The sequence below is a fragment of the Alkalisalibacterium limincola genome (assembly GCF_008017755.1).
GTDB lineage: Bacteria > Pseudomonadota > Gammaproteobacteria > Xanthomonadales > Xanthomonadaceae > Alkalisalibacterium > Alkalisalibacterium limincola.
On record NZ_VRTS01000004.1, the window covers coordinates 159,750 to 185,876 of the forward strand.

Here is a 26,127-nt window from a genome sequence, read left to right on the forward strand (position 1 = left end):
GAACCTAGGGCAGCGTGATGGTCACGTGTGCCGTGCGCGGTGGGACACTCACCACGTCCTGGTGCGCCGCCATGGACCGGTGGGTGTCACGCGAAAGCGCATGGGCCAGCATCAGGTAGCCGGCGATTCCCAGCACGGCTACGGCAACCACCGGCAACCACACCGGCGCCTGTCGCCGGATCGCATGGGCCACGGCGTCCGGAGGCGCCCAATGCGGCGCGAACGCCGCGCGCCGGCCCTTGAGGTAGGTGATCTCGTCGCCCAGCCGCGCCGTCAGGTAGCCCAGTTTCTCGGGACCCTCCAGGCGGTATTTCCCTTCGAAGCCCAGCAGCAGGATGAAGTAGTACACCTCCAGCGCCTGCAGTCGGGCGCCGCCCTGGGCACGCAGTTCCTCCAGCCGGGTGAAGAAGTGCTCGCCGGCCAGGTGGTCGCCGAACAGGATCAGCTGCAGCGGCTGCAGTTCCCAGTCGTCGCGCACGGCCGAGGGCGTGGAGAGGATCGCCTCGTCGATCGCCGCGCAGTAGGCGTACTTCGCGGCATAGATGTCCTCTCCGGCAATGCCGAGCTTCATCGCATTGCGCTCGACGGTGTCGAGCAGCTCGCGCACCTGCTGCACGAACATCGTGGCGTCGGTCGGGCTCTGTCCGCGCTTGAGCAGCAGCAGGAGGTAGAACGCCTCCGACATGAGGTCCAGCAGGGTGCGGGCCACGGGCTCGAGCTTCACGGCAGGACGCTCCGGCGAGGCCGGTCCGCTCGACAGGGCGGCGGGCACGCCAAGGCTTGGGGTCTTCGGATTCATTGGGTCACCGCCAGCAGTTCGAGCTTGAGTTCACGGATGCCGCTTGGAACGTAGATCATCGTGCTTTGCGCCTTGAGCATCCGCTCGTACAGCGGGCCACGGGGTTCCAGGCTGAAGTACTGGTGACCGGGCCGCACCGGGACCGCGGCGGGTACCTGGGCGCAGTGCACCAGCTTCACGCCGGGCAGGGCGGACAGCACGCATTTCTCGACGTCGTCGGGTGCGCCGACCTTGAAGCGCACGGGCACCTGGTTCACCAGGTCGTTGGCGGGCAGGTCCGCGGCGACGGACAGGAACAGCGTGGTCTTGTCGTCGATCTTCTGCGAATCCAATTGCCCCAGGTGGTGTGCGGGGCGGGTCTCGGTCAGTGCGATCGGGAAGTAGCGTGCCGAGATCACGGTATCGATGAGGTCGCGCACCATCGCGAACAGCTGGTCGAAGCCCGGTCCGGGCTCGGCGTGCCGGTAGGGAGGCAGCGCAGCCAGGGTGTGCGTGGTTGAGAAGGTCATCAACGCGCCGGCCAGGCGTGAAAGCTCCTGGTGCAGGCGCTCCGGATGCAGGCCCGGCTGCTGGTGCAGATGGGCCAGCGCGGCGAAGCTGGCGTTCACCGTGTGCAGCAGCCAGAACGAGGCGATGTCGCCCGAGCGGAACTCGACGATGTGCTGCGTCGGCTCGCGGTGCATGCCGCGCAGGGCCTCGGCCTTGGCCTGCAGCGCATCGAGCAGGCGTCGCAGCCGGAGGTGCAGGGCAGGACTGCCCTGCAGTGACAGCACGGGCGGCAGGAAGTCCTCGTCGATCTCGAAGCTTCCGGTGGCGCCGCGGCGGATGCGCGCCAGCGGCAGGCTGGTGAACGGATCGCGCGGCTGGTTGTCGAGCAGCAGGCGCGGGCGCTTGCGCAGCACCATGACGTCCGCCTCGCCGGAAGCCGTGAACAGGTCGGCGGTTGCCCGACTGGAGGCTTGATAGCGCGGGCTGGCGCCGCCGGTGCCGTCCTCGCAATTGCCGCCCATGGCGTTGAGCAGGGGCAGTGCAAGGTGCACCGTGCGCCCCTCGGCGCCGGCGATCGCGTCGTTGAGCGCCAGCGGGGGCGGCAATTCGTCGCCCTCCGGCGCTACATAGACCTCGCCGTCGGGAAAGATCGCGGAGAGCTGAAGCACGCGCAGCGTGCCCGAGGCCAGGCCGTCCACGTCCAGGCGTGCGTGACGCAGGCCCCAGCCGTGAGGACTGAGCGCACTGGCCACCTGTTGCAGCCGCGATTCGTGGTACGCGTCCTGCTGCTGGAAATGCTGCGGCCGCAGGAAAAGGCCCTCGCCCCAGAGGAGCTTTGAAGTCTGGTTCACGGTGTTCGCCTTGTTTCGGTCCTTGAAAGCACGGCCGGCGCGCTATTGCGGGCAGGCCGTGGCGGAAAGCGTGTGTGCCGGGCTTCCCAGCCGCGTCACGAGTGCATCGCTGGTGGTGGTCATCGCACAGGCGTGCAGGCCGACCAGGAGGCCGTTGGCCGCGGCGTCCCCGGTGCCGAACACGAAGCGCCAGCGCGTGTCCGCGGGATTGCGGAACAGTGCCACCACGCCCAGGTGCGTGGCGCCGGGTGCAAGCGTTTCCAGCACGTCGTAACGCTGGTTCGGAAGCACCAGCACCTCGCGCGATTGCAGCAGGTCCCTGCCCAAGGCCTCATCCATCGCCGCCTCGTCGAGGAACGCGTCGAAGGGCAGGGCCTGGAACCTCTCGTGCTCGCGCAGGTGGTAGAGCTTCACCACCAGTGCGAGCGGGCGCTCCTCGCTGCCGCCATTGAGGTTGGGCGCCGCGTGCATGCGCAGGCGCAGCGCACTTTCCGTTTCGTTTTCCGCTTCGTTGGAGCGCTTCAGGCCGATACCCTCGAGCGTCTCGCCGAGGCGCTCGCCAAGACGCGGGGCCGTCGTGCATCCGGCCAGAACCAAGCACAGCGCGAACGCTGCGAACAGCCGCGCGAGCGGTTTTTCGGTGGTCCATGGTGGGCGCGCGTGCACGCCTGTCCCATGCCCTCGGCCTTCCTGGCCGCAGTGGAATCCATTCGCTGTCATTGGCTCGACTCGGGTCGTCGGTGGGACTTTCATTTCGCGTTGAACTTGCTATACGCTACCTGAAACGACGCGAGCCGCGCTAGGGCGGTGAGCAATTTCGGAGCATCGGGTGCAAGGCCCGGGGCTCCACATGGAGAGGTACTCGAATGGATTCGACCCGACTGGGCGTTCGCGCCCGAGCCGTTGTGCTTGTGCTTGCCGTTTTCCTGCTGGCTGCGTGCCAGGACGTACGTGAAGCGCCCCCGGAACCTGATTTCGCCGTCCTCATGGACGAGGCCGCCATGCTGGCCTCCGCCGGCGACGTGGAGGCCGCGTTGGCCGTGCTCGACGAGGCCGCGCGCGCGGATCCGACCAGCAAGGCGCCGTGGATGCGAAAGACCCAGATGCACTTCCAGGCCGAGCACTACGGCGCGGCGGTCGTGTCTGCGCAGGAGGTGCTGGCGCGCGACCCCGACGATCACGTGGCCGACAGCTACCTGGTGGTCAGCAGCCTGCGCATCGCGATTGGCACGCTGGCCCGGATGCAGGGTCCCGACGGCCTGACCGGCGCGGCGCGCGCCGAGGCCGAGCGGCTGGCGGCTTCGATGCGGCAGACGCTGGGCGAGGACATCCTGGTGCCCCAGGCCGCGCAGGCCCCGCAGCCGCCCGCGCCCCGCCCGGCGTGCGGCCCCGGCGCGACCGGCCGCCAGCGCGCCGGCCCCACGGCCCGCTTCCACACCATCCGACCCGTTCTCGGTGCTGCAGGGCGGCGAGTAAGGACAACCACACCAGCAGGAGGCTGACATGGCGAAGAAAGAGAGCATCCAGAAGCGGCTGCAGAAAGTGCGACCGCCGCGCGTGCAACTGACCTACGACATCGAGAAGGGCGACGCGATCGAGCACAAGGAGCTGCCCTTCGTGGTCGGCGTCATGGGCGACTTCGCCGGGCAGAGCGAGCAGCCGATGCCGCGGCTGAAGGACCGCAAGTTCGTGAACGTCGACATGGACAACTTCGACGACGTGATGGCCGGGATGAAGCCGCGTGCCGCCTTCCGCGCGCCCAACCGCCTGGGCGACGAGGGTGGCGAGATCGGCATCGACCTGACGTTCCAGTCGATCGACGACTTCCGGCCCGAGGCGGTGGTGGAGCAGGTCGAGCCGCTGCGCAAGCTGCTGGAGGCGCGCGGGAAGCTGGCCGACCTGCGCAACAAGCTGGCCGGCAACGAGAAACTGGAGGATCTGCTGGCCGAGGTCCTCAACAACACCGAGCAGCTCGAGCAGATCGGCTCGGGCCAGGGGGAGTGACATGAACGCAGAAGCCGCGATTGCACAGCCCACCGCAGATGCCACCGCAGTGGACCTGCTCGACGAGATCGTCGAGCACTCCAAGGTCGCCAAATCCGACAGCGAGCGCGCCCGCGCCCGCGACATCATCTCCGAGCTGGTGCGCGAGGTGCTCGAGGGCACCGTGGTGGTGTCGGACAACCTCAACCTGGCCCTGGACGCGCGCGTGGCCGAGCTCGACCGGCTGATCTCCGAGCAGCTCAGCGCCATCATGCACGCGCCGCAGTTCCAGAAGCTGGAGGGCACCTGGCGCGGCCTGCACTACCTGTGCCAGCAGACCTCCACCAGCGCCACGCTCAAGATCAAGGTGCTCAACGCGCCGAAGCCGGACCTCAACCGCGACTTCAAGTCGGCACTGGACTTCGACCAGTCCGCGCTGTTCAAGAAGGTCTACGAGGAGGAGTTCGGCACCTTCGGTGGCGCACCCTTCGGGGCCCTGATCGGCGACTACGAGGTCAGCCGCCAGCCCGAGGACATGTACTTCATCGAGCAGATGTCGCACGTGGCCGCGGCGGCGCACGCGCCGTTCATCGCGGCTGCCGCCCCGGAACTGTTCGGCTTCGAGAGCTTCACCGAGCTGGGCAAGCCGCGCGACCTCGCCAAGGTGTTCGACACCGTGGAGTACGCGAAGTGGAAGTCGCTGCGCGAGTCCGAGGACAGCCGCTACGTCGGGCTTACCGCACCGCGCTTCCTGGGTCGGCTGCCCTACAACCCCAAGGACGGCACCACCACGGAGGGCTTCAACTTCGTCGAGGACGTCTCCGGCACCGACCACGCCAAATACCTGTGGTGCAACACCGCCTATGCCTTCGGTGCGCGGCTGACCCGGGCGTTCGAGGACTACGGCTGGTGTGCGGCGATCCGCGGCGTGGAGGGCGGTGGACTGGTCGAGGACCTGCCCACCCACACCTTCAAGACCGACGACGGCGAGGTGGCGTTGAAGTGCCCGACCGAGGTGGCCATCACCGACCGCCGCGAGAAGGAGCTTTCCGACCTGGGCTTCATCCCGCTGGTGCACTGCAAGAACACCGACTACGCGGCGTTCTTCGGCGCCCAGTCCCTGCAGAAGCCGCGCAAGTACAACACCGACGCGGCGAACGCGAACTCGCTGCTGTCCTCGCAGCTGCAATACATCTTCGCGGTCTCGCGCGTGGCCCACTACCTAAAGGCGATGATGCGCGACAAGGTCGGCAGCTTCGCCTCGGTGGCCAGCGTCGAGTCCTTCCTCAACCGATGGATCACGCAGTACGTGCTGCTGGACGACAACGCCACCCAGGAGGCGAAGGCCCAGTACCCGCTGCGTGAAGCATCGATCCAGGTTTCGGAGGTGCCCGGTCGCCCGGGCGCGTTCCGAGCGGTGGCGTTCCTGCGGCCGCACTTCCAGCTCGACGAGCTGTCGGTGTCGCTGCGACTGGTCGCGGAACTGCCGCCATCCGTGAAGTCCTAAGCAGCAGGATCGCTGCGTGCCGACTTCTTTTCCATCCGCAACATTGCCAAGGAAGCACCCATGAAGGATATCTACATCAAGTTCTCCAAGCCCGACATCAAGGGCGAGTCGGCGGACAAGGACCACAAGGATTGGATCGAAGTCTCCTCCTGGCGGCACGTGATCCGCCAGCCGAAGTCGGCGACGGCCTCGACCGCCGGCGGCCACACCGCCGAGCGCTGCGAGCACGAGGAGATGGTGTTCGTGAAGGACATCGACGTGGTCAGCCCGCAGCTCTACCAGCAGTGCTCGGGCGGCACCACCTTCGACACGGTGCTGGTTGAGTTCCTGCGCGCCGACGGCGACGGCAAGCGCGTGAAGTACCTGGAGCTGACACTGAAGAACGTCATCGTCTCCAGCATCGCGCCGAGCGTGGAGGGCGAGGGCCTGCCGCAGGAGACGCTGAGCCTGAAGTACGCCGCGGTGCAGTGGAAGTACACGCAGCAGAAGATCGGCGGTGGCCAGGGCGGCAGCTCGCAGGGTGCCTGGAGCCTGACGAAGAACGACAAGACCCTCGCGGTCTGAGTCCGATGCACCGACGGGGCCGGAAACGGCCCCGTCGTTCCGGGGCGCAATCCCGCGCCCCGGCGGCGTGCCGGGATGGCGCGCCCCCAGGAGCGTCACGATGAAGGGATTCGAGCCCAGCCTGCTGGAGAAGCTGTTCGACGACGAACCGCGCTCCCCGGACAGTGGCATGTTCAAGCGCTTCACGATGGAGCGTTTCAAGGAATCGGTGGCCCGCGACCTGGAGTGCCTGCTCAATACCCGGGCGGTGCTCGACGCCTCGCTGCTGGCCGCGTTGCCGGAGTGCCAGCGCTCGCTGGCCAGCTACGGCATGCCCGACTTCTCTGGCCTGAGCCTGGCCAGCGCCCACGACCGGGCACGCATCTGCGCCAGCCTGGAATCGGGCATCCGCATCCACGAGCCGCGCCTGCGCGACGTGCGTGTGGACCTCGAGCTGGAGCAGGGCAGCGTCACCGGCCTGCGTTTCACGATCAGCGCGCTGCTCATTGCCCACCCCGCCAGCGAGCCGGTGAGCTTCGACGCGATGCTGCAACCCTCCACGCTGCAATACCGGATATCGCCGCAGCGCCGGCAGGCGGCCTGACGCGCATGGAACAGCTGCTGCCCTACTACGAGCGCGAGCTCGCCTTCCTGCGCCGCAACGCCCGGGAGTTCGCCGAGCGCTACCCGAAGATCGCCGGGCGCCTGCGCCTGTCGGGCGACATCGGCCAGGACCCCCACGTCGAGCGCCTGATCGAGTCTTTCGCGCTGCTCAGCGCACGCGTATCCAAGCGCATCGAGGACGACTTCCCGGAATTCACCGAAGCCCTGCTGGAGGTGCTCTATCCGCACTACCTGCGGCCCTTCCCCTCGTGTTCGATTGCCTGCTTCGACGCCGGCGCTTCGGCCGCGCAGTTGCGCGCCCCTCTGTTGATCGAGCGCGGCACCGAGTTGCGATCGCGGCCCGTGCGTGGCGTGGCATGCCGCTTCCGTACCGCCTATCCGGTCACGCTCGCGCCGGTCCGGCTGGCGCGCGCCGGCTTCAGTTCCGTGTTGTCGCCACCCCAGGGCACGCGACTTCCCGATCGCGCCTGCGCGCAGATCTCGATCGAACTCGAGCACCTCGGTGAACAGGGCGACTTCTCCCGCCTGAAACTGCCCGCGCTCCGGGTGTTCGTCGACGGCGAGCCCTCGCTGTGTGCGGCCTTGCGCGACGCGCTGGGCATGCGCGTCGTGGGCGCATGGGCCGAGGGTGCGTCCGACGGGCGCTGGATCCCCATCGACAACCCGGTGCGTCCGGTGGGCTTCGAGGAGGACGAGGCCCTGCTGGAGCTGCCGGCGCGGGCCCACCCGGCCTACCGCCTGCTCACCGAGCTCTTCGCTTTTCCGGAGAAGTTCGGGTTCTTCGACATCGAGCTCGGGGCGCTGTCGCCGCAGGGCGGGAAGCGGGTCGTGTTGCACCTGGCGCTTGCGTCGGCACACGCCCAGGAGGCGCAGGCCCACCTGCTCCAGGGGGTCGACGCGTCGAACCTGCGGCTGGGCTGCACGCCGGTGGTCAACCTGTTCAGGCAGCCCGGCGAGCCGATACGGCTCACCCACACCGACACGCGCTATCCGGTCCTGGCCGATGCCCGGCGGCCGTATGCATTCGAGGTGCACTCGGTGGAGTCGGTCAAGCGCGTGAGGCACACGGCACAGGGGGAGGACATCACCGAGTTCCGTCCGCTGTACTCGCTCCAGCACGGCGCCACCCGGGGGCAGGGCCGGCACTACTGGATGGCACATCGCGACGAGTGGCTGGCCGAACATAGCCCGGGCCATGAGCTGAGCCTGAGCCTGGTCGACCTCGACTTCGATCCCGCCGTCCCGCAGGCCGAGGTGCTGAGCCTTGAACTGAGCTGCAGCAACCGCGACCTGCCGACCTATCTCGCCTTCGGCATCACCGGTGGCGACCTGACCCTGGAGGGCGGTGGGCCGGTGCGCTCCATCGCGCTGCTGCGCAAGCCCACCGCGCCGCTGCGCTTTGCCCGCGGTCGCGGCGCGCACTGGCGATTGATCTCCCAGCTCTCCCTGAGTCACACCGGGCTTGCGGCCGGCGGCGTGGAGGCCCTGCGGGAAACGATGCGCCTGTACGACCTGCCGCGCTCGGCCATCTCCAGCCGGCAGATCGAGGGCATCACCGGCCTCGACGTACAGCCGGCGACGGCCTGGCTGCCGGGTGCGGGTTTCCCGAGCCAGGCGCGGGGCATGGAGGTGCGGCTGAGCATCGACGACGACAGTTTCGTCGGTGCCGGTCTGCATGTGTTCACCGGTGTGCTGGAGCGCTTCCTCGCGCTCCACGTCCACCTCAACAGCTTCTCTCGCCTGGTGCTGGTCTCCGGGCGCAGCGGCGAGGAGATCCTGAGATGTCCGGCGCGAAGCGGCGACTCGGTCCTGCTGTAGGCCAACAGCTCCTCGAGCAGCCCCAGCGCTTCGGGTTCTTCCAGGCGTTGCGCTTGCTCGAGCAGCTCTACTCGCGTCATGGCGTGGGTGCCACGGACGTCCATGCGCATCGGATCCGTTTCCGCAACAGCCTGTCGCTGGCATTCGCCGCGGGCGAGATCGAGTCGCTGGACGTCGAGGCCGCGGCTGTCGAGGGGCAGCCGCCGGTGCAGGTTTGCATCACGCCCGCATTCATCGGCTTGCTGGGCCAGGCGGGGACGCTGCCGCTCGCCTACACCGAGCGCCTGGCCGAGCGCGAGGCGGTGCATCGCGACCACACCGGACGCGCCTTCCTCGACATCTTCAACCAACGCGCGGTGTCGCTGTTCCATGCCGCGTGGCTCAAGCACCGCCCGGCGCTGCAGCAGGCGCCGGCCGGTGCGGACCGTTTCCAGGACCTGCTGCTGGCGCTGGCTGGCATGGGCATGGCCCAGCCCAGGGACGTGCTTGGCCAGGACGACGGTGCCGTGTACGACCAGAGCATCGCGCACTACGCCGGCCTGGTGCGGCGGCGGCCGCTGTCGGCCGTGGCGATGCAGCGCGTGCTCGCCGACCACTTCGGTCTGCCGCTGCGCGTCGAGCAGTTCGTCGGTGCCTGGTACCCGGTGCCGGTGGACCAGCAGACCCGGCTGGGCCAGCCGGGCGCCACGCTGGGCCGCGGCGCGCTGTGCGGTGACCGACTCCACCAGCGCGACCTGCGACTGCGCCTGTGCTTCGGTCCGCTCCGGCGCAGGGATTTCGACACGCTGCTGCCCGGGGCCCCGGGCGCTCGCGCCCTGGCACGCTGGGTCGGCCTGCTGGGCGGCATCGGCTTCGAGTACGAAGTCCGCCTGGTGCTGCATCCCGACGACGTGCGGCCGGTGTCGCTGTGCCGTTCCGGTGGTCGCCTGGGCCTGGATGCCTTCCTGATCTCCACCCCGACCGGTGAGCCGCGCGGCGACACCGGCTACCTCCTCCAGCCGTCGCACTGACGCGACGCAACCCCGGCAAAGGACGCCCCATGAGCATCAACCTCAAGACCCTGATCGGCAAGCTCAACCGCAACTGCCGCCAAGCCGCCGAACGCGCGGCCAGCCTGTGCATGGCGCGGGCGCACTTCGACGTCGAGATCGAACACGTGCTGCTGGCCCTCCTGGAGCAGCCGGGATCGGACTTCGGCGTCTACGCCGGTCGCTGCGGTGTCTCCGTCGGGGCGCTGAAGGCAGACCTGGAAGCCGAGTTGGGTCGGCTGAAGACGGGAAACACGCGCACGCCGGTGTTTTCCACCCACCTGCCCACGTGGTTCGAGCACGCCTGGCTGATCGCGTCGCTGGACGCGCACACCTCGCGCATCCGCAGCGGCCACCTGCTGCTGGCATTGCTGGGGGATCCCGACCTGCGCCGGCTCGCCTTGCGCGCCTCCCCGCGCCTGGCCGAGCTCGGCGTGGATGCGCTCAAGCATCGTTTCGACGAGGCTACCCTGGGTTCGGAGGAAGCGCTCGGGGTGTCGGGCAACGGCGGTCCAGGGGAACTGCCCGGGGTCGCGGCACCCGCGGCACCCGCGGCGAACGCGGGCACGCCGGCGCTGGACCAGTTCACCACCCACCTCACCCGGCAGGCCGCCGAGGGTCGCATCGATCCGGTCATCGGGCGTGATGCGGAGATCCGCCGGTTGATCGACATCCTGCTGCGGCGCCGGCAGAACAATCCGATCCTGACCGGTGAGGCCGGCGTGGGAAAGACTGCGGTGGTCGAGGGGCTGGCGCTGCGCATCGCCTCGGGCGACGTGCCCCCGCCGCTGCAGGGCGTGGAACTGCGGACGCTGGACATGGGCCTGTTGCAGGCCGGGGCCAGCGTGAAGGGCGAGTTCGAGAACCGGCTGCGCAACGTGATCGACGAGGTCGGCAGGAGCGCGCGCCCGATCATCCTGTTCATCGACGAGGCGCATACCTTGATCGGTGCCGGGGGGCCGGCAGGGCAGGGCGATGCCGCGAACCTGCTCAAGCCGGCACTGGCCCGCGGCGAACTGCGCACCATCGCCGCCACCACCTGGGGCGAGTACAAGAAGTACTTCGAAAAGGACGCCGCCCTGGCACGACGCTTCCAGGTGGTGAAGGTCGAGGAACCCAGCGAGGCGCTCGCCGCTGCGATGCTGCGCGGCATGGCGCAGCTGATGGAGGGGCACTTCGGCGTGCGCATACTCGACGAGGCGATCACCGAGGCGGTGCGCCTGTCGCACCGCTACATCACCGGACGCCAGCTTCCCGACAAGGCGGTTGGCGTGCTCGACACCGCCTGCGCCCGCGTGGCGCTGGGTCAGAGCGCGATGCCGGCCGCCATCGAGGACGTGCGGCGCAAGCTCGAGCGCAATGCCGTCGAGGCTGCTGCCCTGGCCCGCGAGGCCCGCTCCGGGACCGGGCATGGCGAGCGGATGGCGGAACTCGACGTGGAGCACAAGGCGCTGGAAGGTGAGTTGGCGGTGCTCGACGCGCGCTGGCAGCTCGAACGCGAACTGGTCGATCGCATCGGCGCCATGCGCAATCAGCTCGAGGAGGAGGCCAGCGGCCATGCGGCCGCGCCAGACACGGCCCAAGCGCCGGGCGAAGCAGGGAAGGCGGACAGCAAGCGTGCGGCACGGCCGGACAAGGCGCCGTTGCAGTCGGCCCTGGCGGAGTTGGCCCGCTCGCAGGGCGAGGCGCCGCTGGTGCCCTGCCAGGTGGATGCGATCGCGGTGGCGGAGGTCATCGCGGCGTGGACCGGCATTCCGCTGGGTCGGATGCTCAAGGACGAGATCGAGACGGTGCGCAACCTCAAGCCCCTGCTCGAGCAACGCGTGATCGGCCAGTCGCATGCACTCGACGCGATCGCGCAGCGCGTGCGCACCGCGCGCGCCAGCCTCGAGGACCCGGACAAGCCCATGGGCGTTTTCCTGTTCGTGGGTCCCTCGGGCGTCGGCAAGACCGAAACCGCGCTGGCCCTGGCGGAGACGCTGTACGGCGGTGAGCGCAAGCTCATCACCATCAACATGAGCGAGTACCAGGAGGCGCACACGGTGTCGGCGCTGAAGGGCTCGCCCCCGGGCTACGTCGGTTACGGCGAGGGCGGCGTGCTGACCGAGGCCGTGCGCCGCAGCCCGTACAGCGTCGTGCTGCTCGACGAGGTCGAGAAGGCGCACCCGGACGTGCTGGAACTGTTCTTCCAGGTCTTCGACAAGGGCGTGCTCGACGACGCCGAGGGACGCGAGATCGACTTCCGCAATACGCTGATCATCCTCACCAGCAACGTCGGTTCGTCGGTCATCATGAACGCCTGCCTCAACCTGCCCGACGCGGAGCGGCCGGGTCCGGAGGAGCTGGCGGAGCTCCTGCGTCCCCAGCTCTTCAAGGCCTTCAAGCCTGCCTTCCTCGGCCGCATGAAGACGATTCCCTTTTACCCGATCACCGACGATGTGCTGGGCCGCATCATCCGGCTCAAGCTTGATCGCATCCGGCACCGCGTGGCGGTGAACCATCGGGCGGGGTTCGAATACGACAACGGGCTGGTCGACGCGGTGCTGGCACGCTGCAACGAGGTCGATGCCGGGGCCCGCAATGTCGACCACGTGCTCAACGGCAGCCTGTTGCCCGAGATCGCCGACGCCGTGCTGGCCCGGATGAGCGAGGGCGAGACCCTGGAACGTATCCGGGTCAGCGCGGGCCGCAAGGGGGAGTTCAAGTACCGGATTCAGTGAGCGTCCTGGCGGCCCCCGCCCCGAGGCGATAGCCTGAGTGCATGGCATGGAAGGCGAGACAGTGGCTGCGCCCGCGGCGGATCCTGACGGGATTCGCGTTGCTGGCCGGGCTTTGGCTGCTGACCGCCTTCGTCGGTTTCGTCGTGTTCGACCGTGACACGGCGGCGTTGCTGGTGATCGGTGTCTCGCTCGTGGCATTCGCCGTGGCGGTCGCGGCGCTCGTCCTGCGCAGCCGGGTCGGCTGGATCGACGGGGCATGGGCCGGCGTCGGCATCCTGCTGCTGGTGGCGCTGTACTCGGTGCCGTTGCGAGATGACCTGCCCGAAGACGCGCTGGCGATCGTCGAGCGCATCGACCGGGACAGCGAGGACCGCTACGACTTCGCCGAGCAGCTCTTCCACGATCTCGCAGGGCGCTTCACCGGACCGACCCGCGAGTATCTGTTGCAACCCCAGCGCATCTTCCTGCACAAGAGCGCCGCCTATTTCTGGGAAACCGAAGGCTACGTGCCTTCCCATCTCCAAACGCAGTTGTACCGGCACATGCTGATTGCCAGCGGGCGCTTCGACGAGGACGAAGTGGTGCGGCGCACCGGGCGTTGCTTCAATTCGCCCCACGGCTACCTGGAGATCGCCCACCCCGAGCGCAAGGTCTACGCCGACCTGTGGGCCGCCCAGACCTTCGAGGAGTACGAGTTCGGCCAGGTGGTGGACATGCCCTCCTGCGATGGCCTGACCGCCGACGCCGGACCCGAGGGCGATCCGCTCTAGGGTCCCGGTGGCGGACTCAGAAGACTTTCCGGAACGTCAGGTTGATCCGGCAATTGCCCAGCAGGGGGTGGTCGCCCGGCTTCACGGCCAGCACCCCGTGGAAGCGCATGCGCGACGGACCGCCCCACACCACCACGTCCCCGTGCGCCAGGGGGATGCGTGCCGGTCGGTCGCTGCGCTGGAAACCACCGAACTGGAACACGGCGGGAAGCCCGAGCGACACGGAGACGATCGGCGCCTGCCTGTCGTTTTCGTCACGGTCCTGGTGCAGCGACATGCGTGCCCCGGGCTCGTAGCGGTTGATCAGGCAGGCATCCGGGTCGAAATCCGGAAAACCCGAGCGGCGCGCCGCTTCTTCGGCGAGTTCGCGAAGCACATCCGGCATGTCCGGCCAGGGCTGGTCGGTCCCGGGCCGGGTCGCGGCGTAGCGGTAGCCGCGCCGGTCGCTGACCCAACCGACCCGACCGCAGTTGGTCATCGCCACCGACATGGTGTGGCCGCCGGGAGTGACCAGGTGCACGAACGGCACCCGGGATTGCACTTCCTCCACCGCAGCGACCAGGGCCTCGGCACGACCCACGGCGTATCCGCGCAGCAGCATCGCGCCGGGCGCCAGCACCTCGTCTCCGACCGGGGTCGGTGCATCGGGGAACAGCTCGCCGGTCAACCGCCAGCCTCCCCGACGTCGGCCGTGCCGCGTGGAAGACGCCACAGGTACCAGGCGGCCACCGATCGCCAGGGCGCCCACGACTCACCCGCCAACGCGAGCTCCTTCGGCGCAGGCAGCGCCGGTAGTCCCTTCAGGCGCCGATAGCCGTCACGCACGCCGAAGTCGTCCAGGGGCAGCACGTCGGGGCGGCCCAGCGTGAAGATCAGGCACATTTCGACCGTCCAGCGGCCAACGCCGCGCAGCGTCACCAGGCGTTCGATCAGGCGCTCGCTGTGCATGCGCGCGGCCTGGCGGCGGGTCGGCACGACCCCATCGATCGCCGCCGCCGCGATGCCGTGCATCGTCTCGACCTTGCGTGCCGAATAGCCGCAGGCACGCAAGGTGGCGACGTCGGTGGCCAACAGGGCCTCGGGTGTCGGGAAGCGGGCTTCGGGGTAAAGCTGCAGCATCCGGCCCAGTATCGTGTCGCCTGCCCGCGTGTGCAGTTGCTGGTAGGCCACCGAACGCACCAGGGCCTCGTATGGCTCACGGCCACGCACTACGACGAGGTCGCAGGGGCCGACCTGTCGGACCAGGCCGGCCCAGTCGTCATCGACGGCCGCCAGGTGGGCTTCGGCCCGGCGCAGGTCCGACGCCGTCATCACCACCGCCTACTCACCGGATTCGAAGGCGTCGTCCACGGATTCCAGGGCGGGATCCTGCACGGGCTCGGCCAGCGGCTCCCGGGCTGCGGCGGCTTCAAGCTGTGCCAGACCGCGCTCGAAGTCGCGACCGACCATCGTGTCCATGTCTGCGAAGACCTGCATCACCTTGAAGGGAAACGGGTTCGCGCCCTGCATCGACCAGGTCACCCGGGTCTGCCGGCCGCGCGGCTCGAAGTCGAACACGGTGGTGCTGCTGGAACTCATCGGCCGCTCGAAGTCGAGCTGGATGCGGACATGCTCCGGGCTGCGCGACTCGAGGATCTCCATGCGACCGGCGCCGGCCTCGTTGTTGCCGTCCCAGGAATAGACCGCGCCGACCCCGTGGGGGGCGCCGCTGAATTCACGCGTCATTTCCGGGTCGAGGTCCTCCCAGGGCGACCACTCCGGCCAGCGACTCAAGTCGTTGACCAGGCCGAACACCGCCTCCGCGGGCGCATTCAGCGTGGCGCTGCGTTCGACGCGGAACTCATCGGGCTTGGTCGTGGCCAGCACCAGCACCACGGTGATCGCCAGCGCGAGCACGATGGCGATGGCAAAAACGATGTTCTTGAACATGATCCCCTCCCCATGGGGTTGTATCGATGCGCCACGGTATAGCCCAAAGCGGCCATTGGCGCACGCAGCATGCGCGTTCCCGCGTCGCGATACTAAATCCCGCCTGACCGTCGCCGGTTGGATTCACCCGGACTTACACGGCCGGATGGGAGCCTGCAGCTTCATTCCCACACGGAGCGTGCGCATGAAGAACGCAGCCAGCACCAACGACGACACCCGCAAGCTGGGTGAGCTGATCGACGACATCGAGGTGGCCATGCTGACCACCGTCGGGCCCGATGGCACGCTGGTCAGTCGGCCCCTCCAGACCTTGAAGGTCGATCCCGCCGGCAACCTGCTGTTCTTCACCGACGCCGGCAGCGGCAAGGTGCACGACCTCAAGGCGAAGTCCAAGGTCAACGTGGCCTACGCGAATCCTTCCAGCCAGACCTACGTGTCGGTGACCGGCCACGCCACGGTCGTCCGCGACCGGGCGCTGATCGAAGAGCTTTGGAAGCCGGTGCACAAGGCGTTCTTCCCGAAGGGCAAGGACGATCCCGATCTCGCGGTGCTGCGGGTGGACACCCATGGCGCCGAGTACTGGGAGGCTTCCGGCAATTTCATCGCCCGGGCGATCGATTTTGGCCGCGCCCTGTCGGGTGAGGGTCCCGAAGCGATGGGCGAGCACGGAAAGCTCAACGTCTGATCCGCAGCAAGCCCGCGGCGGCCGCGTGTGCTCCGGCCGCCGGGTGCGCCTGCATCGCTGATCAGTTGCGCTTGGCCCGCGCGAACGCGTCGGCCAGCGCGTTCGAGCCGGGCGTCGCGCCAGGCTTCGTCCCGCCGGTGCTCCCGCCGCCGCCGCGCCGGGCGCCGGGGTCGCGACCGCCGGTGGGTGTTCCGCCCGGCCTGCGAGGTCCGCCGCCCTCGCGTGCCCGTGGTTCGCGCGCCTCGCCGGGTGTGTCGTCCAGGCGCATCGACAGGCCGATGCGCTTGCGCGGCAGGTCGACCTCCATCACCTTGACCTTGACGATGTCGCCGGCCTTGACGACCTCGCGGGGGTCCTTGACGAAACGGTTCGACAGCGCCGAAACGTGCACCAGGCCGTCCTGGTGGACACCCAGGTCGATGAAGGCACCGAATGCGGCGACATTGCTGACCACGCCCTCCAGCACCATGCCCGGCTTGAGGTCGCGGATGTCCTCCACGCCCTCGGCGAACGTGGCGGTCCTGAACTCGGGGCGCGGGTCGCGGCCGGGTTTTTCCAGTTCGGCCAGGATGTCGCGCACGGTCGGCACGCCGAAGCGCTCGTCGGTGAACTGTTCGGGCCGGAGACCACGCAGGAAGCCACTGTCGCCGATGACCTGGCGCACCTCGCGGCCGCAGTGCTCGAGGATGCGCTTGACCACCGGATACGCCTCCGGGTGCACCGAAGAGGCGTCGAGCGGGTCGCTGCCGTTGGCGATGCGCAGGAAGCCCGCGCACTGCTCGAAGGTCTTCTCGCCCAGCCGCGGCACCTTCAGCAGCTCGCGTCGCGAACGGAACGCGCCATTGGCGTCGCGGTGCGCGACGATGTTCTCGGCCACGGTCGGATTCAGGCCGGCCACGCGGGCCAGCAGCGGGGCCGAGGCCGTGTTCACCTCGACGCCGACGGCGTTGACGCAGTCCTCCACGCGCGCCTCCAGCGCCTTCGCCAGGCGGCTCTGGTTGACGTCGTGCTGGTATTGGCCGACGCCGATCGCCTTGGGCTCGATCTTCACCAGCTCCGCCAGCGGGTCCTGCAGGCGCCGCGCGATCGACACGGCACCCCGCAGGCTCACGTCGATGTCGGGAAACTCCTTCGATGCCAGTTCAGAGGCGGAATAGACCGATGCCCCGGCTTCGCTGACCACCAGCTTCTGCAGCTTGAGCTCCGGGTGCCGCTTGATCAGGTCGCCGGCCAGCCGGTCGGTCTCGCGCGAGGCGGTGCCGTTGCCGATCGCGACCAGCCGCACGTCGTGCGCGGCGGCCAGTTTCGCCAGCTGGGCGAGTGATGCGTCCCACTGGTTCTTCGGCGCATGCGGGTAGATCGTCGCGGTGTCGACCAGCTTTCCGGTCGCATCGACCACGGCCACCTTGACCCCGGTCCGCAGGCCCGGGTCCAGGCCCAGCACGGCCTTGGGGCCGGCCGGCGCGGCCATCATCAGGTCCTTGAGGTTGTCGCCGAAAACGCGGATCGCCTCTTCCTCGGCGGCTTCGCGCGCGCGCAGCATCAGGTCCAGCCCCAGTCCCAGGTGCAGCTTGTACATCCAGGCGTGGCGCAACGTGTCGCGCAGCCAGGCATCGCCGGGACGGCCCTGTTCGTGGATGCGCTGGTGTGCGGCGATGCGCCCGATCGCCTCGGCGTGGCCGGCCTTCACCGCCTCCTTGCGGGCATCCTCGCCACCGGCTTCGGTGCGGCCCATCGGCACGAGATCGATCGCGACGATGCCCTCGTTGCGCGCGCGCAGCAGCGCCAGCAGGCGATGCGAGGGAATTTTCGCCACCGACTCGGCGTGGTCGAAGTAATCGCTGTACTTCGCGCCCTCGGATTCCTTGCCCTCCACGACCCGGGCATGCAGTTCGCCACGCGTCCACAGCCATTCGCGCAGCTCGCCGACCAGCGAGGCGTCCTCGGCGATCTCCTCGATGACGATGGCGCGCGCCCCGTCCAGCGCCGCCTTGGCATCGGCGACGCCCTGGTCGGCGTCGACATAGGCCGCCGCCTGCTCTTCGGGTGTACGCGACGGGTCGGCGCGCAGCGCATCGGCCAGCGGGGCCAGCCCCGCCTCACGGGCGATCTGGGCCTTGGTGCGGCGCTTGGGCTTGTAGGGCAGGTAGAGGTCCTCCAGCCGCGCCTTGGTGTCGGCCGCCTCGATATCGCGACGCAGTTCGTCGCCGAGCTTGCCCTGCTCCTCGATGCTGGCGAGGATCGCCGCGCGCCGGTCCTCCAGTTCGCGCAGGTAGCCCAGCCGCTCCTCCAGCGCACGCAGCTGGATGTCGTCCAGTCCCCCGGTGACTTCCTTGCGGTAGCGCGCCACGAACGGCACCGTCGCACCGGCATCGAGCAGCTCGACCGCGGCCACGACCTGGGCCGGCTTGGCGCCGATGATGTCGGCGATCTGCTGGAGGATGCGCTGTTCGGTGGGGCTCATTCCTGGGGGAACTCCGTGGGGCAAGGGGGGCGGAAGTATCACCCCATAGCGACGGCCGGACCAAACCGGGCGGCCCCCCTGGCCGAAGCCGGGCAGGCCAACGTGCAGGCCGGCGTGCTTGCCCTGCGTGCAGCGCTCGCTTATCAAGAGGGCATGCCAGTCGAACGCGTCCTCCTCATCCATGGCCTGTGGCTGCGCGGGCTTACGCTGGGCCCGCTGGGCCGGCGGCTGCGGGCTGCGGGCTATGCGCCGCAGGCGATCGACTATGCCAGCGTGCTGCATGGACCGGAGCGCGCGGCGCAGGAAGTCATGGACATCCTGTCGCGCTGCGATGGCCCCACCCACCTGGTCGGCCACAGCCTGGGCGGGCTGGTGGCGTTGCGCGCGCTGTCGATGTCTGCGGAACACTGCGTGGGGCGGGTGGTGTGCCTGGGTTCGCCGCTGGCCGGCAGCGCCGCGGCCCGTGGACTGGGCCGCTTCCCGCTCGCGCCTCGCATGATGGGCCGCAGCCGTCGCTCGCTGGCCGAGGGCATCGGCTCGGTGGAGGGACGGGTGGAGGTCGGCTCGATCGCCGGCACCCGGGCCCTGGGTCTGGGCCGGTTCTTCGGTCGCATGCAAGGGCCCAGCGATGGCACCGTGGCGGTGGACGAAACCCGGGTCCCCGGGCTGGCCGACCATTGCACCGTGCACGCCAGCCACACCGGGCTGATCCTGTCCCGGCACGCGGCCCGGCTCACCGTGGCCTTCCTGCGCGAGGGCCATTTCAGGGGCTGCGCCACCGGCGCGGAGGCTGCCGGGGCCCTATAATCACGGGCTTGCCCTCCACTCGTTTCGGGAACTCCATGGCCGGTCATTCCAAGTGGGCCAACATCCAGCACCGCAAGAACGCGCAGGACCGCAAGCGCGGCAAGATCTTCACCAAGGTGATCCGCGAGATCACTGTCGCTGCCCGCACCGGTGGCGGCGACCCGGCAGCCAACCCGCGCCTGCGCCTGGCGGTGGACAAGGCACTGGGCGCCAACATGAACAAGGAGAACATCGAGCGCGCCATCAAGAAGGCGACCGGTGAGCTCGAGGGCGTGAACTACGAGGAGATCCGCTTCGAGGGCTACGCGCCGGGCGGCGTGGCGGTGATCGTCGAAACGATGACCGACAACCGCAACCGCACCGTCGCCGACGTGCGCCACGGCTTCTCCAAGCACGGCGGCAACCTCGGCACCGACGGCTCGGTGGCCTTCATGTTCAACAAGATCGGCGTGCTCAGCTACGCGCCGGGCGCCGACGAGGACGCCATCACCGAGGCCGCGATCGAGGCCGGCGCCGACGACGTGCGCGTGCACGAGGCCGATGGGTCCATCGAGGTGGTCTGCGCGCCGGAGAACTTCGAGGCCGTCAGGCAGGGCATGGTCGACGCCGGCCACGTGCCCGACGAGTCGGAGGTGACGATGCGCGCCGATATCGACGTGGCCGTCGAGGGCGACGCCGCCAAGGACGTGGTGAAGATGCTGGAGCGCCTGGAGGACCTGGACGACGTGCAGGACGTCTACCACAACGCCGACCTGCCACCGGACGCGTATGAGTAGGGCGGCATGACCCGCATCCTCGGCATCGACCCCGGCTCGGTCCGTACCGGCGTGGGCATCGTCGATGCCGACGCACCGGCCACTGCGTTCACGTGCACCACGAGGCGCTGGCGGTGGGGGTGGGAGTGAATGGCGAGGATGGATTCGCCGACAGGCTCAAGCGCATCTTCGACGGGCTGTGCGGCCTGATCGAGACCTGGCGGCCCGACGAGATGGCGATCGAGCGCGTGTTCCTGGCCAAGAACCCGGATTCGGCGCTCAAGCTCGGCCAGGCGCGGGGCGCGGCGATCTGCGCGGTGATGTCGCGCGAGGTGGCGGTGCACGAGTACTCGCCGATGCAGATCAAGAATGCGGTGGTCGGCCGGGGCGCTGCCGACAAGGCCCAGGTGCAGCACATGATCGGCGTGCTGCTGGGCATCGGCCCGAAGATCCAGGCCGATGCCGCCGACGCACTGGCGGTGGCGATCACCCACGCACACACCCGCACGCTGGCCGACCGGGCCGGCGTGGTGGGGTCGGACATGCTGCGCCGGCGTGGCCGTGGCCGACGCTAGCGCGACGCACGCGGCGGGCCCCGGCCCGCGGCAACTCACACGAGGACAGGTTCAACGATGATCGGACGACTGCGCGGAACCCTGGTGCACAAGGCGCCGCCCTGGCTGGTGGTGGACGTCAACGGCGTGGGCTACGAACTCGAGGCGCCGATGAGCACCTTCTACGACCTGCCCGAGACCGGCCGCGAGGTCAGCCTGTTCACCCACTACGCGCAGAAGGAAGACTCCGTGTCGCTGTACGGCTTCCTCAAGGAGGCCGAGCGGCGGCTGTTCCGCGACGTGCAGAAGGTCAGCGGCATCGGCGCGAAAATCGCGCTGGCGGTGCTGTCGGGGACCAGCGTGGACGAGTTCGCGCGCCTGGTGCAGGGCGGCGACGTGACCGCGCTGACCAAGATCCCGGGCATCGGCAAGAAGACCGCCGAGCGCATGATCGTGGAACTGCGCGACCGCGCCGACCTGGGCGCGGGCATGGACGCGGTGCTGGCCGGGCGCAGCGGCGGCGGGGCGGTGCCCGCCGACCCGTTGACCGAGGCGGTGGTGGCGCTGCAGTCGCTGGGCTACAAGCCCGCCGAGGCCGCGCGCATGGCCGAGAAGGTGAAAACCGACGGCGACACGTCCGAGGCGATCATCCGCAAGGCCCTGCAGTCGGCGCTCAAGCGCTAAGGTGGCCTGATGAACGAGCGCATCGTGTCCCCGGAAACCGAGCTCGACGAGGCCCAGCTGGAGGCCTCGATCCGCCCGCGCGTGCTGGACGAATACCTCGGCCAGCACCCGGTGCGCGAGCAGATGAAGATCTACATCGAGGCCGCCAAGCGCCGTGGCGAGGCGATGGACCATGTGCTGATCTTCGGACCGCCGGGCCTGGGCAAGACCACGCTGAGCCACGTGATCGCCAACGAGCTGGGCGTGAACCTGCGCCAGACCTCGGGCCCGGTCATCGAGCGCGCCGGCGACCTGGCCGCGCTGCTGACCAACCTGCAGCCGCACGACGTGCTGTTCGTCGACGAGATCCACCGCCTTTCGCCGGTCGTCGAGGAGATCCTCTACCCGGCGATGGAGGACTACCAGATCGACATCATGATCGGCGAGGGCCCGGCCGCGCGCTCGATCAAGCTCGACCTGCCGCCGTTCACGCTGATCGGCGCCACCACCCGCGCCGGCCTGCTGACCAGTCCGCTGCGCGACCGCTTCGGCATCGTCCAGCGGCTGGAGTTCTATTCCCCGGCCGAACTCACCCAGATCGTGCGCCGCTCGGCGAAGATCCTGGGCATCGCCTGCGACGCGGAGGGCGCGGCCGAGATCGCCAAGCGCTCGCGCGGCACGCCGCGCATCGCCAACCGCCTGCTGCGCCGTGCCCGCGACTTCGCCCAGGTCAAGGCCGACGGGGTGATCACGCTGGAGGTGGCGAACCTGGCGATGCTGATGGTCAAGGTCGACGCCGAGGGCTTCGACGAGCTCGACCGACGCCTGCTCAAGACGATGATCGACAACTTCGACGGCGGCCCGGTGGGCGTGGAGTCGCTTGCGGCGGCCATTTCCGAGGACCGCGGCACGATCGAGGACGTGCTCGAGCCCTACCTGATCCAGCAGGGCTTCCTGGTGCGCACCGCACGCGGCCGCATGGTCACGCCCAAGGCCTGGCGCCACCTCGGCCTGAAGCCGAAGGTGCCCGGCGAAGACCTTTTCAAGGAGGGCTGAGCCCGCCATGGCGATCCGGACCCGAGACGTTATATGTCCGTTCACCATCAAGGTGCGGGTTTACTGGGAAGATACCGACGCCGGCGGGGTGGTCTACCACGCGGCCTACGTGCGGTTCCTGGAGCGGGCCCGCACGGAGTGGCTGCGCTCGCTCGGCATCGGGCAGGAAACCCTGCGCGACGTGGAGGACCGGGTGTTCGCGGTGCGCTGGATGGAGCTGGATTTCCTCAAGCCGGCGCGCCTGGACGATGAACTCGAGGTCGGCGTGAAGGTCGAAACGGCCCGACACGCCAGCATGATGTTCCAACAGGTGATCCGACGCGGCGAAGAGGTGCTCATCGCTGCGCGGGTCAAGGCGGTCTCGTTGACCGCCAGCGAATTCAAGCCGTGTGCGCTCACGCCCGAGCTGCTCACGAAGTTCAAGGTGCCGGAGTAATTACACCCATGATGGATCTGCTGATGTTCGCCGCAGCCGCGGCCGTGGCCGCCCCCGAGCTGCCGGTGGCGGCGCCCGCCCTGCCCAGCACCGACCTGGACGTGATCGGACTGATACTGCACGCCAGTATCCCGGTGAAGATCGTCATGCTGCTGCTGATCTTCGGCTCGGTGTCGTCCTGGGTCATCATCTTCCGCAAGAAGAAGGTGCTCGACCGCGCGGCCAACGAGGCCGACACGTTCGAGGAACGCTTCTGGTCCGGCATCGATCTGGCGCAGCTGTACAAGAACGCCAGCGACCGCAACCGCGAAGTGTTCGGCATGGAGGCGATCTTCGAAGCCGGCTTCAGCGAGTTCGCCCGCCTGCGCAACAAGCGCGGCGTCGACACCCGCACCCAGCTCGAGGGCGCCCAGCGCGGCATGCGCGCCCAGGCCTCGCGCGAGGTCGACGTGCTCGATTCCAACCTGGAGTATCTCGCCAGCGTCGGCTCGGTCAGCCCCTACGTCGGCCTGTTCGGCACCGTGTGGGGCATCATGATTTCCTTCCAGGGCCTGGCCAACATGAAGGAGGCGACGATCGCCACCGTGGCACCGGGCATCACCGAGGCGCTGATCGCGACGGCCATGGGCCTGTTCGCGGCGATCCCGGCGGTCTGGGCCTACAACCGCTACGCCACCAAGGTCGAGCGCGTGAACACGCGCTACGAGGCCTTCGCCGAGGAGTTCTCCTCGATCCTGCAGCGCCAGGCCCACCTGGACGACTGATCGAGGCTTTGAAATGAGCATGACCCGCTCCCGCCGCAAGCTCAAGCTCAAGAACGAGATCAACGTCGTGCCGTATATCGACGTGATGCTCGTGCTGCTGATCATCTTCATGGTCACCGCGCCCTTGCTCAATCTCGGCGTGGACATCGAGCTGCCGCAGTCGAGCGCCCAGCCCATCGAGCAGCAGGCGGACCCGGTCATCGTCGAGGTGACGATGGACGGCCGCTACTACCTGACGCTGCAGGGTGCCGACCCCGAGGAGCTGGCCGCCGAAGCACTGGTGGCGCGTGTCGGCGCGTTCGTGCGCAACAACCCCCAGACCGCGGTCCTGATCGCCGGCGACCGCCGCGTCGACTACGGCACGATCTACCAGGGCATGGTTTTGCTGCAGAACGCCGGCGTACCCCGGGTCGGCCTGATGAGCGCGCCCGCCACGGATTCCGGGAACTGATCGCGACGGATGGAAACCACCGCCGACAAAATCCGCGCGCTGGTCTTCTCGATCGGCCTGCACCTGCTTTGCGTGCTGATCATGGTCGGCGGCGTGTGGTGGACGCGTACCGCGGCGCCCGAGCCGGCGGCCGGGCCGATCATCGACGCGGTGCTGGTGGACATGACCGGGGTGACCTGGGCGCCCCAGCCGATGCCCGAGCAGCCGGCCCCCGCAGCCCGAGGCGCCGCCCCCCGCCGCCGCAGCCCCGAGCCCGAACCGCCGGCCGCGCCACCGCCGCAGCCCGAGCCTGAGCCGCGGCCGCAGGAAGCGCAGGAGCAGCCACAGCCGGAACCCCAGCAGCCGCCCCCGCTTCCGGACACACGCGAGCAGGAGCGCATCCAGCAGCAACAGGCGGCGGAAGCCGAGGCCCAGCGCGTTCGCGAGCAGGAGGAGCGCCGGCGCCAGGAACAGATCGACCTGACCGAGCGGCAGCGCCAGCAGGAAGAGGCCGAGCGCCGCGAGCGGCTGGCCCGCGAGCAGCGCGAGATCGAGCAGCGCCTGGCCGACGTGCGACGCCAGCGCGAGGCGGCCGAGCGGCAGACCCAGATGGAGACCGAGCGGCTGCAGCAGATCGCCGACCGCGAGCGGCCGGCGGCCACGCCGACGCCGCAACCGCAGCAGGGAACCCAGCGGGCGGGCGAGGGTGGCACCGACGAGTCCTTGCAGGCTGCCTACCGCGTGGCGATCCAGCAGGCCGTGCAGCGCCACTGGCGCCGGCCGGAAACGATCCCGCCCGGCACGGTATGCACGCTCGACATCCGGCAGATTCCGGGTGGCGAGGTGATCAGCGTCGAGGTGGGGCGTGACTGCCCATTCGACGCGATAGGGCGGCGCTCGGTGGAGAACGCGGTGCTGCAGGCCCAACCCCTGCCGTACACCGGCTTCGAGTCGGTGTTCAGCCCGCGCCTGAACTTCCGCTTCCGGGCCCCTGAGCAATGAGTTCCCCGCGCTTGGGCTGTTGTTAACAAACCATTGTTTAATGTGACGGGGCTGGCGCCTTTAGGCGTGACGCGCCCGGCCCGACTCGAACCCGTGAGGATCCATCCGACATGAAATCCATGTTCAAACTGATCGTGTTCATGCTGGCGTTGCCGTTCGCCGCGCAGGAAATCCGTGCGCAGGGGCTCGAGATCGACATCGTCGATGGCCAGGCGGCGGCGATGCCGATCGCCGTCGTGCCGTTCGAGTACGTGGGCACGTCCGCCGCACCGGACACCGACGTGGCCGCGGTGATCCGCGCCAACCTCAACCGCTCCGGCCAGTTCCGCACGCTGCCCGAGGGCGACATCGTCGAGCGGCCGCAGCGCGGCTCCGACATCAACTTCGCCACCTGGCGCCTGCTTCGCCAGGAGTACGTGGTCGTCGGTCGCATCCTCGACAACCCCGATGGCGGCTACCGCACCGAGTTCGAAGTGTTCGACGTCGCCCGCCAGGAGCGGGTCGAGGGGCTGGCGCTCGCCGGCCGGCCACAGGGCATGCGCGATGTCTCCCACCAGATTTCCGACCACATCTACGAGGCGATCCTCGGCGTGCCCGGCGCGTTCTGGACCCGCATCGCCTACGTGACCGCCACCGGCACCGGCGACGGCATCCGCTACGCGCTGATGGTGGCCGACGCCGACGGCCACAACCCGCAGCCGGTGGTGCGCTCGCGCGAGCCGCTGATGTCGCCGTCCTGGAGCCCGGACGGTCGTCGCCTGGCCTATGTCAGCTTCGAGCGCGGCAACTCCACGATCTATGTGCACGAGATCGCCACCGGTGCCCGTGAAGTCGTGGCCGGCTTCCGCGGCATCAACGGCGCGCCGGCCTGGAGCCCGGACGGCACCCGCCTGGCCATGACCCTGTCGCGCTCGGGCAACCCCGAGATCTACGTGATGGACCTGGCCACCAAGAACCTCACCCAGATCACCAACCATTGGGCGATCGACACCGAGGCGGCCTGGTCGCACGATGGGCGCAGCCTTTATTTCACCTCCGACCGTGGCGGCAAGCCGCAGACCTACATGGTGCCGGCCGCTGGTGGCGAAGCCACCCGGGTGACGTTCTCGGGGGAGTCCAACTCGCGCCCCAGCATCTCCTACGACGGCAACAAGATTGCCGTGGCGCAGGGCGGAGGAAATGTTTATCGTATTGCAATCTTGGACCGCAGTCTCGGGGGTTCCGGGCGCTGGCAGACACTGTCTCCCGGCAACCTGGATGAGTCGCCCAGCTTCGCTCCGAATGCAAGCATGGTCATTTACGCCACGCGTGAAGCGGGGCGTGGGGTGCTCTACGCAGTCTCGGCCGATGGCCGGGTGCGGCAGCGCCTCGTTTTGGCCGATGGCGACGTCCGGGAGCCCGCCTGGTCGCCTTATCGGCAGCGTTGAAAGTAAGGACGGGCTATCATTCC

General features: G+C 68.9%; 26 protein-coding genes and 1 pseudogene. 20 read left to right on the top strand and 7 right to left on the bottom strand.

Annotated features, from left to right (window positions below; all coding sequences use genetic code 11):
- Positions 1–4 precede the first annotated feature (4 nt).
- Genes icmH through tssJ form a run of 3 tightly spaced genes read right to left on the bottom strand, consistent with a single transcriptional unit; the run spans position 5 to position 2,805 of the window.
- A complete protein-coding gene (icmH, locus tag FU658_RS07615; RefSeq protein WP_147891526.1) occupies positions 5–799 on the bottom strand; it encodes a type IVB secretion system protein IcmH/DotU in 795 nt (264 codons plus the stop codon).
- Entirely contained in the window at positions 796–2,139 is a 1,344-nt protein-coding gene (tssK, locus tag FU658_RS07620) for a type VI secretion system baseplate subunit TssK (RefSeq protein WP_147891527.1), read from the bottom strand. Before tssK ends, icmH begins: the two co-directional genes overlap by 4 nt.
- 42 nt (positions 2,140–2,181) lie before the next feature.
- Positions 2,182–2,805 (bottom strand): type VI secretion system lipoprotein TssJ, encoded by a 624-nt coding sequence (gene tssJ / locus FU658_RS07625; RefSeq protein ID WP_187265994.1) that lies wholly within the window; start codon positions 2,803–2,805, stop codon positions 2,182–2,184.
- 335 nt (positions 2,806–3,140) lie between these two features.
- Here tssJ and FU658_RS07630 point away from each other — a divergent pair, with 335 nt between their 5' ends.
- The 9 genes from FU658_RS07630 to FU658_RS07670 all read left to right on the top strand — a co-directional run bounded on the left by FU658_RS07630 (position 3,141) and on the right by FU658_RS07670 (position 13,132).
- Positions 3,141–3,641: a tetratricopeptide repeat protein gene (locus FU658_RS07630; RefSeq protein ID WP_147891529.1), complete on the top strand. Its 501-nt coding sequence runs from the start codon at positions 3,141–3,143 to the stop codon at positions 3,639–3,641.
- Position 3,642: 1 nt separating this feature from the next.
- Positions 3,643–4,143, top strand: a complete 501-nt coding sequence (tssB, locus tag FU658_RS07635) for a type VI secretion system contractile sheath small subunit (protein ID WP_147891530.1) — start codon at positions 3,643–3,645, stop codon at positions 4,141–4,143.
- Between the two features lies 1 nt (position 4,144).
- Positions 4,145–5,629 carry a type VI secretion system contractile sheath large subunit gene (gene tssC / locus FU658_RS07640; protein ID WP_147891531.1) on the top strand — a complete coding sequence of 495 codons (1,485 nt, stop codon included), beginning with the start codon at positions 4,145–4,147 and terminating at the stop codon, positions 5,627–5,629.
- Between the two features lie 60 nt (positions 5,630–5,689).
- Positions 5,690–6,193, top strand: a complete 504-nt coding sequence (locus FU658_RS07645) for an Hcp family type VI secretion system effector (protein ID WP_147891532.1) — start codon at positions 5,690–5,692, stop codon at positions 6,191–6,193.
- A 100-nt stretch (positions 6,194–6,293) separates the two neighbouring features.
- Positions 6,294–6,776, top strand: a complete 483-nt coding sequence (tssE, locus tag FU658_RS07650) for a type VI secretion system baseplate subunit TssE (RefSeq protein WP_147891533.1) — start codon at positions 6,294–6,296, stop codon at positions 6,774–6,776.
- Positions 6,777–6,781: 5 nt separating this feature from the next.
- Positions 6,782–8,614, top strand: a complete 1,833-nt coding sequence (gene tssF / locus FU658_RS07655) for a type VI secretion system baseplate subunit TssF (RefSeq protein ID WP_147891534.1) — start codon at positions 6,782–6,784, stop codon at positions 8,612–8,614.
- Positions 8,578–9,624 carry a type VI secretion system baseplate subunit TssG gene (tssG, locus tag FU658_RS07660; protein ID WP_147891535.1) on the top strand — a complete coding sequence of 349 codons (1,047 nt, stop codon included), beginning with the start codon at positions 8,578–8,580 and terminating at the stop codon, positions 9,622–9,624. Before tssF ends, tssG begins: the two co-directional genes overlap by 37 nt.
- A gap of 29 nt (positions 9,625–9,653) precedes the next feature.
- Entirely contained in the window at positions 9,654–12,362 is a 2,709-nt protein-coding gene (gene tssH / locus FU658_RS07665; protein WP_147891536.1) for a type VI secretion system ATPase TssH, read from the top strand.
- 41 nt (positions 12,363–12,403) lie between these two features.
- A complete protein-coding gene (locus FU658_RS07670) occupies positions 12,404–13,132 on the top strand; it encodes a hypothetical protein (RefSeq protein ID WP_147891537.1) in 729 nt (242 codons plus the stop codon).
- 16 nt (positions 13,133–13,148) lie between these two features.
- On the opposite strand, the gene alkB is transcribed toward FU658_RS07670, so the two are convergent.
- The 3 genes from alkB to FU658_RS07685 are packed head-to-tail and all read right to left on the bottom strand — an operon-like array spanning position 13,149 to position 15,061.
- Positions 13,149–13,799 carry a DNA oxidative demethylase AlkB gene (alkB, locus tag FU658_RS07675; protein ID WP_147891538.1) on the bottom strand — a complete coding sequence of 217 codons (651 nt, stop codon included), beginning with the start codon at positions 13,797–13,799 and terminating at the stop codon, positions 13,149–13,151.
- Entirely contained in the window at positions 13,796–14,443 is a 648-nt protein-coding gene (locus tag FU658_RS07680) for a DNA-3-methyladenine glycosylase family protein (protein WP_147891539.1), read from the bottom strand. Before FU658_RS07680 ends, alkB begins: the two co-directional genes overlap by 4 nt.
- A 9-nt stretch (positions 14,444–14,452) precedes the next feature.
- On the bottom strand, positions 14,453–15,061 hold the full coding sequence (locus tag FU658_RS07685) for an SRPBCC family protein (protein WP_147891540.1): 609 nt from the start codon (positions 15,059–15,061) through the stop codon (positions 14,453–14,455).
- A 184-nt stretch (positions 15,062–15,245) separates the two neighbouring features.
- Here FU658_RS07685 and FU658_RS07690 point away from each other — a divergent pair, with 184 nt between their 5' ends.
- Positions 15,246–15,746, top strand: a complete 501-nt coding sequence (locus FU658_RS07690) for a pyridoxamine 5'-phosphate oxidase family protein (RefSeq protein WP_147891541.1) — start codon at positions 15,246–15,248, stop codon at positions 15,744–15,746.
- A 61-nt stretch (positions 15,747–15,807) separates the two neighbouring features.
- Here FU658_RS07690 and FU658_RS07695 read toward each other — a convergent pair whose 3' ends face one another.
- Positions 15,808–18,210: a Tex family protein gene (locus FU658_RS07695; protein WP_147891542.1), complete on the bottom strand. Its 2,403-nt coding sequence runs from the start codon at positions 18,208–18,210 to the stop codon at positions 15,808–15,810.
- Positions 18,211–18,363: 153 nt separating this feature from the next.
- On the opposite strand from FU658_RS07695, the gene FU658_RS07700 reads away from it, so the two are divergent.
- The 10 genes and pseudogenes from FU658_RS07700 (at position 18,364) to tolB (ending at position 26,104) form a co-directional block, all read left to right on the top strand.
- Positions 18,364–19,017 carry an esterase/lipase family protein gene (locus FU658_RS07700; RefSeq protein WP_147891543.1) on the top strand — a complete coding sequence of 218 codons (654 nt, stop codon included), beginning with the start codon at positions 18,364–18,366 and terminating at the stop codon, positions 19,015–19,017.
- Positions 19,018–19,052: 35 nt separating this feature from the next.
- Positions 19,053–19,793 (top strand): YebC/PmpR family DNA-binding transcriptional regulator, encoded by a 741-nt coding sequence (locus FU658_RS07705; protein ID WP_147891544.1) that lies wholly within the window; start codon positions 19,053–19,055, stop codon positions 19,791–19,793.
- Between the two features lie 6 nt (positions 19,794–19,799).
- Positions 19,800–20,347, top strand: a pseudogene (gene ruvC, locus FU658_RS07710) (crossover junction endodeoxyribonuclease RuvC).
- A 57-nt stretch (positions 20,348–20,404) separates the two neighbouring features.
- Positions 20,405–21,010: a Holliday junction branch migration protein RuvA gene (ruvA, locus tag FU658_RS07715; RefSeq protein ID WP_147891545.1), complete on the top strand. Its 606-nt coding sequence runs from the start codon at positions 20,405–20,407 to the stop codon at positions 21,008–21,010.
- Between the two features lie 9 nt (positions 21,011–21,019).
- The gene (ruvB, locus tag FU658_RS07720) at positions 21,020–22,045 is read left to right on the top strand and encodes a Holliday junction branch migration DNA helicase RuvB (protein WP_147891546.1); all 1,026 of its coding nucleotides are present in this window, start codon (positions 21,020–21,022) and stop codon (positions 22,043–22,045) included.
- A 7-nt stretch (positions 22,046–22,052) separates the two neighbouring features.
- A complete protein-coding gene (ybgC, locus tag FU658_RS07725) occupies positions 22,053–22,481 on the top strand; it encodes a tol-pal system-associated acyl-CoA thioesterase (protein ID WP_147891547.1) in 429 nt (142 codons plus the stop codon).
- 8 nt (positions 22,482–22,489) lie between these two features.
- A complete protein-coding gene (tolQ, locus tag FU658_RS07730; RefSeq protein WP_147891548.1) occupies positions 22,490–23,245 on the top strand; it encodes a protein TolQ in 756 nt (251 codons plus the stop codon).
- A 13-nt stretch (positions 23,246–23,258) separates the two neighbouring features.
- The gene (gene tolR, locus FU658_RS07735) at positions 23,259–23,696 is read left to right on the top strand and encodes a protein TolR (RefSeq protein ID WP_147891549.1); all 438 of its coding nucleotides are present in this window, start codon (positions 23,259–23,261) and stop codon (positions 23,694–23,696) included.
- Positions 23,697–23,705: 9 nt separating this feature from the next.
- Complete coding sequence (gene tolA, locus FU658_RS07740) at positions 23,706–24,677, top strand: cell envelope integrity protein TolA (protein ID WP_147891550.1); 972 nt, start codon at positions 23,706–23,708, stop codon at positions 24,675–24,677.
- 110 nt (positions 24,678–24,787) lie between these two features.
- A complete protein-coding gene (gene tolB / locus FU658_RS07745; RefSeq protein ID WP_147891551.1) occupies positions 24,788–26,104 on the top strand; it encodes a Tol-Pal system beta propeller repeat protein TolB in 1,317 nt (438 codons plus the stop codon).
- Positions 26,105–26,127: the final 23 nt, after the last annotated feature.